Annotated in this window: 11 protein-coding genes; 7 read left to right on the forward strand and 4 right to left on the reverse strand. The window is 55.5% G+C overall.

Features of this window, described 5'->3' with window-relative positions; genetic code table 11:
• Window positions 1–88 precede the first annotated feature (88 nt).
• Window positions 89–1,054: an iminosuccinate reductase BhcD gene (gene bhcD / locus ACR3E7_RS20290; RefSeq protein ID WP_480503840.1), complete on the forward strand. Its 966-nt coding sequence runs from the start codon at window positions 89–91 to the stop codon at window positions 1,052–1,054.
• A gap of 76 nt (window positions 1,055–1,130) precedes the next feature.
• Here bhcD and ACR3E7_RS20295 read toward each other — a convergent pair whose 3' ends face one another.
• Window positions 1,131–1,616 carry an ureidoglycolate lyase gene (locus ACR3E7_RS20295; protein ID WP_170783383.1) on the reverse strand — a complete coding sequence of 162 codons (486 nt, stop codon included), beginning with the start codon at window positions 1,614–1,616 and terminating at the stop codon, window positions 1,131–1,133.
• A complete protein-coding gene (gene puuE / locus ACR3E7_RS20300) occupies window positions 1,613–3,025 on the reverse strand; it encodes an allantoinase PuuE (protein WP_480503841.1) in 1,413 nt (470 codons plus the stop codon). Before puuE ends, ACR3E7_RS20295 begins: the two co-directional genes overlap by 4 nt.
• A gap of 146 nt (window positions 3,026–3,171) precedes the next feature.
• Here puuE and uraH point away from each other — a divergent pair, with 146 nt between their 5' ends.
• Complete coding sequence (uraH, locus tag ACR3E7_RS20305) at window positions 3,172–3,525, forward strand: hydroxyisourate hydrolase (protein ID WP_170772047.1); 354 nt, start codon at window positions 3,172–3,174, stop codon at window positions 3,523–3,525.
• Between the two features lie 5 nt (window positions 3,526–3,530).
• On the opposite strand, the gene ACR3E7_RS20310 is transcribed toward uraH, so the two are convergent.
• Window positions 3,531–4,451 carry a LysR family transcriptional regulator gene (locus tag ACR3E7_RS20310; protein WP_170783379.1) on the reverse strand — a complete coding sequence of 307 codons (921 nt, stop codon included), beginning with the start codon at window positions 4,449–4,451 and terminating at the stop codon, window positions 3,531–3,533.
• A gap of 99 nt (window positions 4,452–4,550) precedes the next feature.
• Here ACR3E7_RS20310 and ACR3E7_RS20315 point away from each other — a divergent pair, with 99 nt between their 5' ends.
• Window positions 4,551–5,783: a urate hydroxylase PuuD gene (locus ACR3E7_RS20315; RefSeq protein WP_480503842.1), complete on the forward strand. Its 1,233-nt coding sequence runs from the start codon at window positions 4,551–4,553 to the stop codon at window positions 5,781–5,783.
• 59 nt (window positions 5,784–5,842) lie between these two features.
• Here the strand turns inward: ACR3E7_RS20315 and ACR3E7_RS20320 are convergent, their stop codons facing one another.
• The gene (locus tag ACR3E7_RS20320) at window positions 5,843–6,751 is read right to left on the reverse strand and encodes a LysR family transcriptional regulator (RefSeq protein WP_480503843.1); all 909 of its coding nucleotides are present in this window, start codon (window positions 6,749–6,751) and stop codon (window positions 5,843–5,845) included.
• A 153-nt stretch (window positions 6,752–6,904) separates the two neighbouring features.
• On the opposite strand from ACR3E7_RS20320, the gene xdhA reads away from it, so the two are divergent.
• The 4 genes from xdhA to ACR3E7_RS20340 are packed head-to-tail and all read left to right on the forward strand — an operon-like array spanning window position 6,905 to window position 13,228.
• Entirely contained in the window at window positions 6,905–8,368 is a 1,464-nt protein-coding gene (gene xdhA, locus ACR3E7_RS20325) for a xanthine dehydrogenase small subunit (protein ID WP_170789244.1), read from the forward strand.
• Between the two features lie 14 nt (window positions 8,369–8,382).
• A complete protein-coding gene (gene xdhB, locus ACR3E7_RS20330; protein ID WP_480503844.1) occupies window positions 8,383–10,701 on the forward strand; it encodes a xanthine dehydrogenase molybdopterin binding subunit in 2,319 nt (772 codons plus the stop codon).
• A 3-nt stretch (window positions 10,702–10,704) separates the two neighbouring features.
• Complete coding sequence (gene xdhC, locus ACR3E7_RS20335; RefSeq protein ID WP_480503845.1) at window positions 10,705–11,583, forward strand: xanthine dehydrogenase accessory protein XdhC; 879 nt, start codon at window positions 10,705–10,707, stop codon at window positions 11,581–11,583.
• Between the two features lie 43 nt (window positions 11,584–11,626).
• Window positions 11,627–13,228 carry a xanthine/uracil/vitamin C permease gene (locus tag ACR3E7_RS20340; RefSeq protein WP_170783367.1) on the forward strand — a complete coding sequence of 534 codons (1,602 nt, stop codon included), beginning with the start codon at window positions 11,627–11,629 and terminating at the stop codon, window positions 13,226–13,228.
• Window positions 13,229–13,234: the final 6 nt, after the last annotated feature.

Consider the following 13,234-nt stretch of genomic DNA (forward strand, 5'->3'; position numbering starts at 1 on the left):
CTCAAAAAGCAGCCCGACAAGTCGCCCGTGTGCGTTCGCTTCCTTCCAGAGACGCACACGGGCGCGTGAATTCTGAGTGGAGAACAACATGTTGATCGTACCCGAGCGCGAAATCGGTGACCTGATGACCCGACAAGCCGCCTTTGACGCCGTCGAAAAGGTTTTTGCTGCAATGGCCGCTGGCGATGCCTACAATTTTCCCGTTGTTCGGGAAGCCATCGGGCACGAAGATGCGCTTTATGGCTTCAAAGGCGGCTTTGACCGCGCCGGCCTTACGCTGGGTTTGAAAGCAGGGGGCTATTGGCCGAACAACCTGGAAAAGCGCGGGCTTATCAACCACCAGTCCACCGTTTTCCTGTTCGATCCCGACACCGGCAAACCTTCGGCCATGGTGGGTGGCAATCTTTTGACCGCACTGCGCACTGCGGCGGCATCCTCTGTGTCGATCAAGCATCTCGCGCGCGCGGATGCAAAAGTGATCGGTATGATCGGCGCCGGCCATCAAGCCGCCTTTCAGCTGCGCGCAGCACTCGAGCAACGTGCATTTGAAAAGGTCATTGGCTGGAACTACCACCCGGAAATGCTGCCCAACATTGAAAAGGTCGCCAATGAATCAGGCGTTCCATTCGAAACTGTAGAACTCGACGGAATGACCGAAGCAGATGTGATCATCTCAATCACCTCGGCCTTTTCTCCTTCGCTCATGGCCAACCATGTCAGCCCTGGAACGCATGTCGCCTGCATGGGCACCGATACCAAGGGAAAGCAAGAAGTTGAAGCCGCGTTGTTGGCAAAAGCATCCGTCTTCACGGACGAGGTTGCGCAATCCATCACAATCGGCGAGGCGCAGCATGCCGTGGCCGAGGGCTTGATCAAGGAAAGCGATGTGGCACAGCTGGGCGCGGTTATCAACGGCACGAATTCCGGCCGGATATCGGACGATCAGATCACCCTGTTCGATGGCACCGGAGTTGGACTTCAGGATCTAGCGGTGGCCGCGTCCGTTGTAGAGTTGGCCGTAGATAAAGGGATCGCTATCGACGTTGATTTCTGAGGGTCAAGGGAAACATCCGACACAGAACTAGTTGCACAAAAAGCTTGGCCACCGGTTCTTTTTCCGGTGGCTTTTTTTAGTCCATGATCATGAACGGCTCGGGGAACCAATATTCCTCAAGGTTGGGCCCGCTGCCAATTCTGTCCACGACCGCAAATAGACCCGGATCGTGAAGCGGGGTCAGCACGCCATGCCAGGTGTTGCGGTGGTAGTTCACGCCCTGCCCCGGCGTTGTTTTGAAAGCCTCAGGCCTACCGGGGATGCCATCTTCATCACGAGCGACGACTACGACAAAGGGTTTGTCCGACAATGGCAGAAACGCCTGACTGCCGTCCGGGTGACGTTCAACCATTTCCAGCTTAATCGGAAGGCTGAAAGCCTTGGACTGAAACACGCTGATCCCGGCGCGACCGCCGTTGAAATCAAGCAAGGCACGGTCGTGATATCGAGCACAATTGCCTTGATTGATGTATTTGTCCGCGTTGCCAGACACCTCGATGACATCACCAAAGGGCGCGAAAACTTGCGACGTCAAGGGCCGGAGTTTCAGCGCAACCGTCATCCCGCAAATTTCTCGATCAAGCGCAGTTCTGCAATCCGCTCGACCTGGCGGCAGGCTTCGGCAAACTCGGTGTCCCGGTCGCTGTCGATGCGGCGATGGAATGCGTCAAGGATGCTTGCCTTCGTGTTGTCTTTGACCGCGATGATGAAAGGGAAACCAAACTTGGTGGTATATGCCTCATTCAGCACGGTGAACGTTGCGCGCTCATCATCGGTTAACATATCCAGACCGGCCCCGGCCTGTTCGGCGGTGCTTTCCTTGGTCAGCCGTCCAGCGGCAGCCAGCTTGCCGGCCAGATCTGGGTGGGCCGTCAGGACATCAAGCCGTTTCTCGGAAGGTGCCGTTCGAAAAACCCGCGCAAGTGCGTTGTGGACGCCAGCTGCATTGTCATGGGTTGGCCCCAGCTCAAGCTCATGTGCGCCTTCCGCAATCCACGGGCTGTGTTCAAACACTCCACCAAATTCGGACACAAAGGTAGACTGGTCCATTTCGGACGGGGTCAGGCGTTGCATGGGGGGGTGTTCCTTTGCCCAGTGGTCGGCAATCTGTTCGCGCGTTGCGAACCAGACGCCATCATGTTTCTTGAAATAGTCCAGCGCACGTTTCAGTGCCATCGCGCGACCTGGCCGACCAATCAATCGACAATGCAATCCAATCGAAAGCATTTTCGGCGCCCCTGCCTCACCTTCGGCATAGAGCATGTCAAAACTGTCTTTCAGATAGCTTTCAAACTGTTCGCCATTTGTGAAACCTGCCTGGATCGCAAAACGCATGTCGTTGCAGTCCAAGGTATATGGCATGATCAACTGATCTTTGCCTCCGGCCTTGGTCCAATATGGCAGATCATCCGCATAGCTGTCAGCGATATACGCAAAGTCGCCTTCCTGGGCAGCCAGATCGACCGTATTCATCGAACAGCGGCCCGTATACCAACCGCGCGGAGGCTGGCCGGTAACTTCAGTATGCAAGCGGATGGCTTCACGGATTTGAGCACGCTCTTCCTCCGGAGCCATATCCTTATGTTCAATCCATTTCAGCCCGTGACTGGCGATCTCCCATCCTGCATGCTTCATTGCCGCAACTTGCGCAGGAGCACGCGCCAAGGCAGTAGCAACCCCATAAACGGTTATCGGCAGATCCTGCAAAAGGTGATGCACACGCCAGAATCCCGCGCGACTGCCGTATTCATAGATCGACTCCATATTCCAGTGCCTCTGCCCCACCCACGGGGCGGCACCGGTGACCTCCGAGAGAAACGCCTCAGAGGCGGGGTCACCATGCAATATGTTGTTTTCACCGCCTTCTTCATAGTTCAATACGATTTGAACCGCGACTTTGGCACCATTTGGCCAGTTCGCTTTGGGCACTCGCCCAGCGTAACCGGTCATATCTCGTGGATAAGGCTTCACGTCAGTTTCCTTCTACTTGAATTGATCAATACCCCAGATAATTCGAGATATTTTTCAAAAAATACGAAAAACAGCTTCGGACAGTCTGCCTTTGCCCATTGGCAAGAAATAAGATTAGTAACTGGGTGACTTGAGGAGTAGCGCAAATGACTGGTTACCTAACCACCCACGTCCTAGATACCGCGCGGGGCTGCCCCGCCCAAGGGTTAAAAATCGAGCTTTTCCGCATCGACGGCACAGATCGCAGTTTACTGAAAACATTGGTTACCAACGATGACGGCAGAACTGACGAACAAATATTGCCCGAAGCTGAGTTTTCGACAGGCGAGTTCGAGTTGATCTTTCATGCAGGCGCATATCTCGACGCGTCCGGTACCCCGCCCGAGGACCCACGTTTTCTAGATGTGATACCCATTCGCTTTGGGATGTCCGAACATTCGCATTACCATGTGCCTTTGCTTCTTTCACCCTTCGGGTATTCAACCTATCGCGGCAGCTGAGTAGTTTACCGAGAAGTATTGGCCGCAGCTATGGATGATCCAATACGTTCAATGATGAACTCCATGAAAAGCCGCGTCTTGGGGTCCTGCATGCGACGATGCGTGAACAGGCACGCCATCTGAATCGGTTCCGGGGGTGTTTTTTCGGCCACCGGGACCAGTTTTCCCGACTTAAGATGCTGGAAAATTTCAAATATCGGTTTCAACGCGATCCCGTGACCAGCAAGAGCCCAATCGGTTAGCACGTCACCGTCATCTGACTCATAGCGTCCCGAAACGCGAAACCGCTTTGGCCCGGAAGAGGTTCTTAGCAGCCATTGAAACTCAGTCGCGCCCGGAAAGCGCAGGCTCAGACACTCGTGGTTGTCGGCGATAATGTCATCACCGCTTTCAGGCATTCCGCGGCTTTTGATGTATTTCGGAGATGCACAGAGAACCCGCTCCACATCAGCTATCTTGCGAATACGCAAGTTGCTGTCTTCCGGCTGACCAAGGAAAAACGCCAGATCCAGCCCTTCGGTCGTCAGATCCACCTTTCGATCTGTCAGCCTGAGCCTTACATTCACCTCTGGATATTCAGCTAGAAACTTTGGCACTTGCGGCGCGATCAAGCGGCGACCGACCCCCAACGGGGCGGCAACATAAAGTGACCCTTTCAGGTTTTCTGTAATATTAACGATCTGCGCTTCTGCTCTTTCGACCGCCTCAAGAATTTCAGCAGCCCCCCGGTAGAACGATTTTCCCTGCTCGGTCGGGGTCAGGCTTCGTGTGGTGCGCTGAAACAATCGCACGCCCAGATGCTCTTCCAGTTGGGATATTCTTGCCGATGTCACAGCTGGAGAAACCCTCAGATCGCGACCTGCCGCAGACATGCTGCCCAACTCGTAAACCCGGACAAAAGTTCTGATGTTATCTAGGTATGACATTTTTTTGCATTTTTTGATACTGCTTGGTCTTTGCTAGCAATACCAGAACAAATCGGACTCGCATAGAGTGCCGGAAAAAGGATACTGAGGAGCAATGCCATGTATGACCTAGCCGTAATCTGGGAGTGGGTCGCCTTTTCTGTCCGCTGGCTGCACGTGATCACTGCGATGGCGTGGATTGGGGCGTCTTTCTATTTTATTGCGCTTGACCTCATGCTTAAACCGAACGCTGCGCTGCCGGATGGTGCCTATGGAGAAGAGTGGGAAGTCCACGGGGGCGGGTTTTACCACACCGTCAAATATCTGGTCGCACCCGCCAGCATGCCCGAGCACCTGACCTGGCACAAATGGCAGAGCTACACGACATGGCTTTCAGGAGCGGCATTGCTGATGATCATCTACTGGGTCGGAGGCGAGTTGTTTCTGCTTGATCCTACCAAAGTGGATCTGGCGCTGTGGCAGGGGATCTTGATCTCTGGCGGGTCACTGACAATTGGCTGGCTCCTTTATGATTACATGTGCAAATCCAAGTTAAGCGATCATCCCACCCTTCTCATGCTGCTCTTGTTTGTGATCCTCGTGATCATGTCCTGGGGCTACAATCAGATTTTCACCGGACGCGCGGCGCTGTTGCACCTTGGTGCGTTCACAGCCACCATCATGACGGCCAACGTGTTCTTTCAGATCATGCCGAACCAGCGAATTGTGGTCGAGGACCTCAAGGCAGGTCGAACACCGGACGCCAAATACGGTAAGATCGCGAAGGTTCGTTCCACCCACAACAACTATCTGACATTGCCTGTCGTGTTTCTGATGCTGTCAAACCATTACCCGTTGGCCTTCGGGACCGAGTATTCGTGGATCCTTGCCAGCCTGATTTTCCTGACGGGCGTGACCATACGGCACTACTTCAACACGATGCACGCAACTGGCAAGGGGCCGCATTGGACCTGGGGTGTTTCGGTCATTCTTATGGTCGCGATCGCCTGGTTGTCTTCCGTTCGATCCGGCGAGACCTGGGAAGACGCAGAAGCGCGCGAACTGACGCCGTACGAGCAGAAATTTGCCTCAGCCGCCGGATTCGAGGCCGCATATGACACCGTGCTGGGCAATTGCTCTATGTGTCACGCTCGAGAGCCCGTCTATGGCACGATGAAATGGGCGCCCAAGAAGGTCTACCTTGAAACACCCGGCGACGTCGCCCGACAGGCCGACCAGATTTATCTTCAGGCAGGGATCAGTCACGCGATGCCGCCGCCATCCGCGGTTCAAATGGATGATGAAGCGCGCAAGACGATCATAGCATGGGTAAAGGAAGTCAGGGCTCAGTAAAACCAGACAGTACCAACCAGCGAAGGCGAAATCAGTCTAGTTTCTGATCTCGCTTGTTTTCAGTGAGACACGAAAAATCGCTTACTGTTCTGCGCGATATGTTCGACGAACAAACGCACCTTGGGGTCCTGAAGCTTTTTGTGCGGGTACAAACACCCAAAAATCGTCGGCACTGGGGGCGTCTTTGGAAGGACCTCGACCAACTTTCCATTCGCCAGGTATTCCCGCACGTCAAATCGGGGCTTGTTGACAATCCCCTTTCCTGCCAGCGCCCAATCCGTCAGCACGTCCCCGTCATCGGCGTCGTACTTGCCGCGGACTTCCAACTTTCGAGGACCCATATCGGTATTGAGAGTCCAAAAATATTCGGGCGATCTGGGATAGCGCAGCAATAGGCAGTTATGCGTCGGCTGTAGCAGGTCGTCTGGAGTATTGGGCACGCCGAAGTTGGACAGGTAGTCAGGCGACGCGCAAAGGACACGGTCGCAATCCGCGAATTTTCTCAGCTTCATGGTGGAGTCGCCGGGCTCTCCTATGAAGAACGCGATATCCAGGCCATCGGCCATTATATCCACTTTGCGGTCGGACAGGCGCATGCGAACCTCTGTTTCCGGGTACAGATCCGAAAACTCCGGGACCAGCGGCGCAACGATTCTACGACCGACACCCAATGGTGCGGTGATGCGAATTGCACCTCGGGGGGCGTCGGAAAAGCTGGCCACCCGCGCTTCGGCATGATCAAGCGCCAGCAGGACCGCTTTGGCTTCCTCATAGAATACGGAACCAACTTCGGTCGCCGTCATCGAACGGGTTGTTCTGTTGAACAGCCGCACGCCCAAATGGTTTTCCAACTCTTTCAACCGCTTGCTAGCCACCGCCGGGGTCAACCTCAGATCGCGCCCGCCGGACGTGATGCTTCCCAGTTCCATCACTCTGACAAAAACCCGCAAACTTTCGATATATGACATTCAACCCTCCCGATGCGGTCAGATTGCGCTGAGGACCTGCTTTTTTCAATGATCTGTTGAAAGTATTTTCCATTTCCGACGATTTTAAGACTCAATCGTTGACTCTATGGTCCCCCGGTCACCTCCAAGCAGGCAGGGAGTAGGGAGAGCTTCATGACGTTTCGTACCGACATTCGTTTTGTCCTGAACGGCAGGGATGTGACCGTTCCAAGCGTGTCAGCAAACCAAACTCTGTTGGACTTTTTGCGACTGGAGCAACGGCTGACCGGCACAAAGGAAGGCTGCGCCGAGGGCGATTGCGGCGCATGCACTGTACTTGTCGGACGGCTTGGAAAGGCAGGTCTTACCTACGTGCCAGTTAATGCCTGTATTCGCTTTCTTGCGTCTGTAGACGGGTGTCATGTTGTGACGGTTGAACACCTTTCCGGACCCAATGGACGCCTGCATCCGGTTCAGCAAGCCATGATCGACCATCACGGCAGCCAGTGCGGCTTCTGCACACCGGGCTTTGTGATGGCCCTGTACGCGCTTTGGATGAAAACGCCAGAACCGAGCAAAGAACAGGTCGAAACTGCCCTACAGGGTAATCTTTGCCGCTGCACCGGATATGAACCGATTGTACAAGCCGCGATAGCCGTCAGTCGCTATGGCACCCCAGCATCGGATCATCTGAATACCGAACGTGAAACCATGACATTGCGCCTGGCTGCGCTGAAGGACGGATTGCGGGTCGTTTCTGGCCCAGAGGATAACCTGAGTATCCTTCCTGCCTCTGTCGATGACCTGGCCGTCTGTCTGCAAACCTATCCAAAAGCCACGATCATTGCAGGGGCTACCGATGTTGGTCTTTGGGTCACCAAGTTTCTACACAAAATTGGGCCGGCGATCTTTATCGGTCATCTTGAAGACCTGCAAACAGTTGAACGACAGGGTTCCTTCCTCCTGATAGGAGCTGGCGCAAGCTACACCGATTGCCAAGAGCACCTGTCCAAGCACTTGCCACACCTTTCCCGGTACTGGGATCGCATTGCAGGATGGCAAGTGCGGAATATGGGCACGGTCGGCGGCAATATCGCCAACGGGTCGCCCATCGGGGACACGCCACCAGTGCTGATCGCGCTCGACGCCGAGATCACATTGCGTCGCGGTTCGGATATCCGGGCATTGCCACTCGAGGCATATTTCCTTGAATACGGCAAACAAGACCGCCAACCGGACGAGTTTGTCGAAAGCATACGCGTTCCTCTGCCGAAACCCAATGATCTGGACGCGGCCTACAAGATTTCCAAACGCCGCGATGAAGACATTTCATCGGTCGCGGTCGGTATCCATATTTCGGTCGCGGACGGCATCATCAGCGATGCGCGCCTTGCATTCGGTGGCATGGCCGCCACTCCTAAGCGGGCCTCTGCCACGGAAACAGCTTTAAATGGCCAGCCTTGGTCCCGCGAAAGCTTTGAGACCGCCGCTGCGGCACTGGCGCAGGATTTCTCTCCGCTCACGGATTGGCGCGCATCTTCAGATTACCGAATGCTGACCGCGCAAAATCTGCTGCTCAGGTTCTTTCTTGAAAACGACGCCGAAACAACTGGCCCTTCGCAGCTGGCCTGTGTCTGACAAGGAGACCCACAATGAAAGACAACGTTTCCATTATTGGCGCGCCGCACACAAACGTTAACCACGACAGCGCAGTCAAGCATGTCACCGGACGCGCCGACTATACAGACGATATCGCGCTGCCCGAGGGCACTTTGCACGCGTATCTCGGTGTCTCAGACGTAGCACATGCCAAGCTTATAGGCATTGATTTCGCAGACGTTCTGGCAGTGCCCGGCGTGGTCGGGGTGATAACTGCAGATGACGTGCCAGGGGTCAACGACATCAGCCCGACACATCTGAATGATGAACCCGTTTTTCCGACCGACACTATTCAGTTTCACGGCCAGCCGTTGTTCGCAGTGGTCGCCGAGACCCGTGACATCGCGCGGCGCGCAGCGGAGTTGGCAAAGATAGAATATAAGGCCTTGTCGCATGCACTGGATCCGATTGCGGCGCAGGAAGCCGGGTATCCGCATGTAACAGCACCGCTCAAGCTGGAGCGCGGCAACGTAAACGCGGCACAGGAAACGGCCCCAAACAGAATCAAGGGTCGGATGCGGGTTGGTGGGCAGGATCATATGTATCTTGAAGGCCATATCGCCTTTGCCCTTCCGGGTGAGGACGATGACGTGGTCGTGCATTGCTCGACGCAGCATCCGTCGGAAGCACAGCACATGGTGGCCCATGTGCTTGGGGTGCCTTCCAATGCAGTTGTGGTCAATGTGCGCCGCATGGGCGGTGGTTTTGGCGGCAAGGAAAGCCAGATGAACCTGTTCTGCGCCGTGGCTGCCATAGCTGCGAAGAAGTGGAACCGAGCGGTCAAAATCCGGCCCGACCGGGATCAGGACATGACCGCCACAGGCAAACGCCATGACTTTGTGATCGACTATGACGTTGCCCATGACGACGACGGCCGCATTCAGGCCGTCGATGGCTGCTTTGCCGCGCGCTGCGGGTATTCGGCAGACTTGTCAGGGCCAGTCACCGACCGGGCGTTGTTTCATGCGGATAACGCGTATTTCTATCCAAATGTGCGCCTGAACAGTCGCCCGATGAAAACCAACACGGTATCCAATACCGCCTTCCGCGGGTTCGGAGGGCCTCAGGGCGTGATCGCCGCTGAGCGGATGATCGAAGAAATCGCCTATGCCACGGGGAAAGACCCGCTGGATATTCGCAAGCTTAATTTCTACGGCTCAGGGGAACGCAACATAACCCCATACCATCAGAAGGTTGAAGACAGCATTCTCGACCGGCTGGTCGGAGAGTTGGAAGAGACATCGCAGTACCGCCAACGCCGTCAGGACATCATCGCGTTCAACAAGACCTCTGCTATTCTGAAGAAAGGCATCGCGCTGACGCCGGTCAAATTCGGCATCTCGTTTACGGCCACATGGTACAATCAGGCCGGGGCGCTGGTGCATGTCTACAACGATGGATCGATCCATCTGAACCATGGCGGCACCGAAATGGGGCAAGGCCTGAACACCAAGGTCGCGCAAGTTGTGGCCGAGGCCTTTCAGGTCGATTTCAGCCGGATCAAGATCACCAAAACAACCACTGAGAAAGTTCCCAACACCTCGGCCACTGCGGCGTCAAGCGGGACGGATCTGAACGGTATGGCCGCCTTGAACGCGGTTGAGCAGATCAAAGACCGTCTGGTGAAATTCGCCTCCGAAACCTGGGGGGTCGCGCCTAACGAAGTGGTCTTCCTCGCCAACCAGGTACATATCGGTCAAGATGTTCTGCCCTTCGAGGCCTTTATCAAACAGGCTTATCTAGCGCGCGTGCAACTGTCCGCAGCGGGGTTCTATAAAACCCCAAAGATCCATTGGGACAGAGCAAAAGGACAAGGCCGCCCGTTCTATTACTATGCCTATGGTGCCTCCTGTTCCGAAGTGACGATTGACACGCTGACAGGTGAATATCGGGTTGAACGCACAGATGTGCTGCATGATGTCGGACGTTCACTGAACCCGGTTCTCGACAAGGGTCAGGTTGAAGGCGCCTTTCTTCAGGGCATGGGCTGGCTAACCACCGAGGAGCTTTGGTGGGATGATGCCGGTCGCCTGCGCACCCATGCACCTTCGACGTACAAAATTCCGCTCGCATCGGATCGCCCGCGCATCTTCAATGTGAAGCTTGCCGATTGGTCCGAGAACCGCGAATTGACGATCAAACGGTCCAAGGCTGTTGGCGAACCACCATTCATGCTGGGAATTTCGGTGTTCGAGGCGCTGTCGATGGCGGTCGCTTCTGTCGCCGATTATCGGGAATGCCCTCGTCTGGATGCTCCGGCCACGCCGGAACGTGTGTTGATGGCCGTTGACCGTTTGCAGAAAAGCACTTGAGCCATGAACTCTGCCTTGTCCCTGAAAGAGTTTTTGTCCGCACAGCGCAGCGTGATCTGCATCGCGCTAACGCGCGTACGCGGGTCCTCGCCGCGCAATGAGGGGACAGAAATGTTCGTAGCCCCCGAGGCGCTTTGGGGCACCATAGGCGGCGGGCAATTGGAATTCATGGCCATCAATGCCGCGCGGAAGATGCTGGCTGATGGGGTTCTGCATCAAAAGATGGATGTGCCGCTGGGGCCCGAGATCGGCCAATGCTGTGGCGGACGGGTCGAGTTGAAACTGAACCGTATGCGCGCATCAGATAGGCACTCTGCTACGAAACGGGCGGCGCGTCATGATAAAACTTTGCCCCATGTTTATGTGATGGGCGCCGGCCATGTCGGACGTGCACTGGCCAACCAGTTTCAGCATTTGCCTGTGCGTTGCATTCTTGTTGATACAAGACCCGAGGAAATCGAACTTTGCTCGGCGAATGTCGAAACTCGCTTAAGCGCAATCCCGGAATTCGAAATTCACGGTGCACCCGAAGGCAGCGCATTTGTCGTCCTGACCCACGATCACGGGCTGGATTTCCTGCTTACAACTGCAGCTCTTGAACGTCAGGACGCCGCCTATGTAGGCATGATTGGATCTGCGACAAAGCGGGTAAAGCTCAGGAATTGGGCGCATAGACACTGTGACGGACAGTCCATCGAACATTTGAGATGCCCCATTGGGGCCAGCGGTAGCCGCGACAAGCGGCCCAGCATCATCGCCGCCTTCGTGGTATCCGAGGTGATGGCTGAACTGACCTCTGAAACTGCCGCGACCGCCCCGACCGGGGCAAACCAAGCGCCCCTCGTGGGCCACTATCACAACCGGAAAGGGAGATTGGCCTGACACTTGTCGGGCTATTCCGGTCATATCAGAGGAGGAAACCGTCATGGACGGGAGGACCTACGAATATAAGCTGTTTACGCGCAGCGATTTCAGCGCTTTTTGGGCGCTTTTTACTGACAACCTGGTAAACTTGCTGATCCTGTCTGGGGTCTGTCAATTCGTGTTCCAGATGCCGGCCGACATCGTGTATGGCCGTATCGTTCCAGGTGCGGCGATTGCAATTTTGGCCGGGGTCGCTGTTTACACCTATCTTGCCAAGTATGCGGCAACCTTAAAAGGCGAAGATGTCACCGCGTTGCCTTACGGCATCTCGACACCGGTCATGTTCGTTTACCTTTTTGGTGTGATCGGGCCGATTTATTGGGCGACCAACGACCCAATGCTGGCTTGGCAAGTGGGCATCGGCGCCGGTTTCATGGGGGGCATCGTCGCGGCATTGGGTGCCATCGTGGGACCTTACCTCAAGCGCATTACCCCACGCGCGGGGATGTTGGGCACGCTTTGCGGGATTGCCTTGGTCTTTATCGGCTCCGTACCGCTAGCCGAAGTTTTCGAAAACCCCATCATTGGTTTCACATCGCTGTTGTTCATTCTCTGGGGTTTGATCGGTCGTTTTCGCCTTCCGGGCAACGTTCCGGCCGGGTTGGTTGCGATTGCTGCCGGTACGGTCATTGCCCTTGTTCTGGGCGAGTCCAAAATTGACACAAGCGGTATCGGATTCTACCCCCCAATCCCCTATATCGGAGACCTGATCGCCGGTGTGCAGTACCTGTTCGCCAACCCGGAACTGTTCCTTGTTCTGATCCCAGTGCAAATTTACAACTTCATCGAAACCATGAACAACGTGGAATCGGCCGAAGCGGCCGGGGATCACTATCCGGTTGGGTTGTGTCAGGTGACCGATGGTGCAGGTACGATGCTGGGGGCTGTGTTCGGTTCGCCGTTCCCTACCACCGTTTACATCGGTCATCCGGCGTATAAGCGACTTGATGCACATGCAGGATATATCGTGGGCGTCGCGGTCGTGATTGCCGCTGCTGCCTTTGTCGGTTTTCTGTCTTTCCTTGCAGGGTTGATCCCAATTGCCGCTGCAGCACCGGTATTGGTGTTTGTCTCTGTCAGCCTGATCACCAATACCGCCTGGGCCGTAAAACCGATGCACATGGCAGCCGTATCTTTCGCGATCTTGCCGCACATTTCGGCATTCTTGATGGTCAAATGGGGATCACTGATGAATGCACTGCGCAGCTCAGGCGTCGAGGGGCTTCCTTCGCTTGGTGACGAAGGCTTAACGGCCGCACTTCTCATGGAAGGGGCGCATTACGAGGGGCACCTTGCCCTGAGCCAAGGCGCGATCATCACAGGGCTGATCTGGGGTGCGATAGTGGCTGACGTAATTGATGGCCGCTTTCGGATGGCCGGAGCGTTCGCTCTGGCAGGTGGCCTTATGTCCTCGGTTGGGATCATTCATGCATACACGTTGCAGATGCCTCAGTTTGACGGGATCACCGTCGGCTACCTGATCGTCGGAACCTTCCTTTACGTGTATCCGATGCTCGCACCGAAAGGAGATCTGGAGCACCGCGTGATCGTCCCGGATGAACCTGACTTCATCGACGACAACACGCCGGCGCAGCAGGCCTGATCCGCA

Source organism: Ruegeria sp. BK1 (genome assembly GCF_056535645.1).

Excerpts from the sequence above, each read along its gene's own strand:
- bhcD (WP_480503840.1), top strand. The coding sequence starts at position 89 with ATGTTGATCGTACCCGAGCGCGAAATCGGTGACCTGATGACCCGACAA.
- ACR3E7_RS20295 (WP_170783383.1), bottom strand. The coding sequence starts at position 1,616 with ATGACGGTTGCGCTGAAACTCCGGCCCTTGACGTCGCAAGTTTTCGCG.
- uraH (WP_170772047.1), top strand. The coding sequence starts at position 3,172 with ATGACTGGTTACCTAACCACCCACGTCCTAGATACCGCGCGGGGCTGC.
- ACR3E7_RS20310 (WP_170783379.1), bottom strand. The coding sequence starts at position 4,451 with ATGTCATACCTAGATAACATCAGAACTTTTGTCCGGGTTTACGAGTTG.
- ACR3E7_RS20315 (WP_480503842.1), top strand. The coding sequence starts at position 4,551 with ATGTATGACCTAGCCGTAATCTGGGAGTGGGTCGCCTTTTCTGTCCGC.
- ACR3E7_RS20320 (WP_480503843.1), bottom strand. The coding sequence starts at position 6,751 with ATGTCATATATCGAAAGTTTGCGGGTTTTTGTCAGAGTGATGGAACTG.
- xdhA (WP_170789244.1), top strand. The coding sequence starts at position 6,905 with ATGACGTTTCGTACCGACATTCGTTTTGTCCTGAACGGCAGGGATGTG.
- xdhB (WP_480503844.1), top strand. The coding sequence starts at position 8,383 with ATGAAAGACAACGTTTCCATTATTGGCGCGCCGCACACAAACGTTAAC.
- xdhC (WP_480503845.1), top strand. The coding sequence starts at position 10,705 with ATGAACTCTGCCTTGTCCCTGAAAGAGTTTTTGTCCGCACAGCGCAGC.
- ACR3E7_RS20340 (WP_170783367.1), top strand. The coding sequence starts at position 11,627 with ATGGACGGGAGGACCTACGAATATAAGCTGTTTACGCGCAGCGATTTC.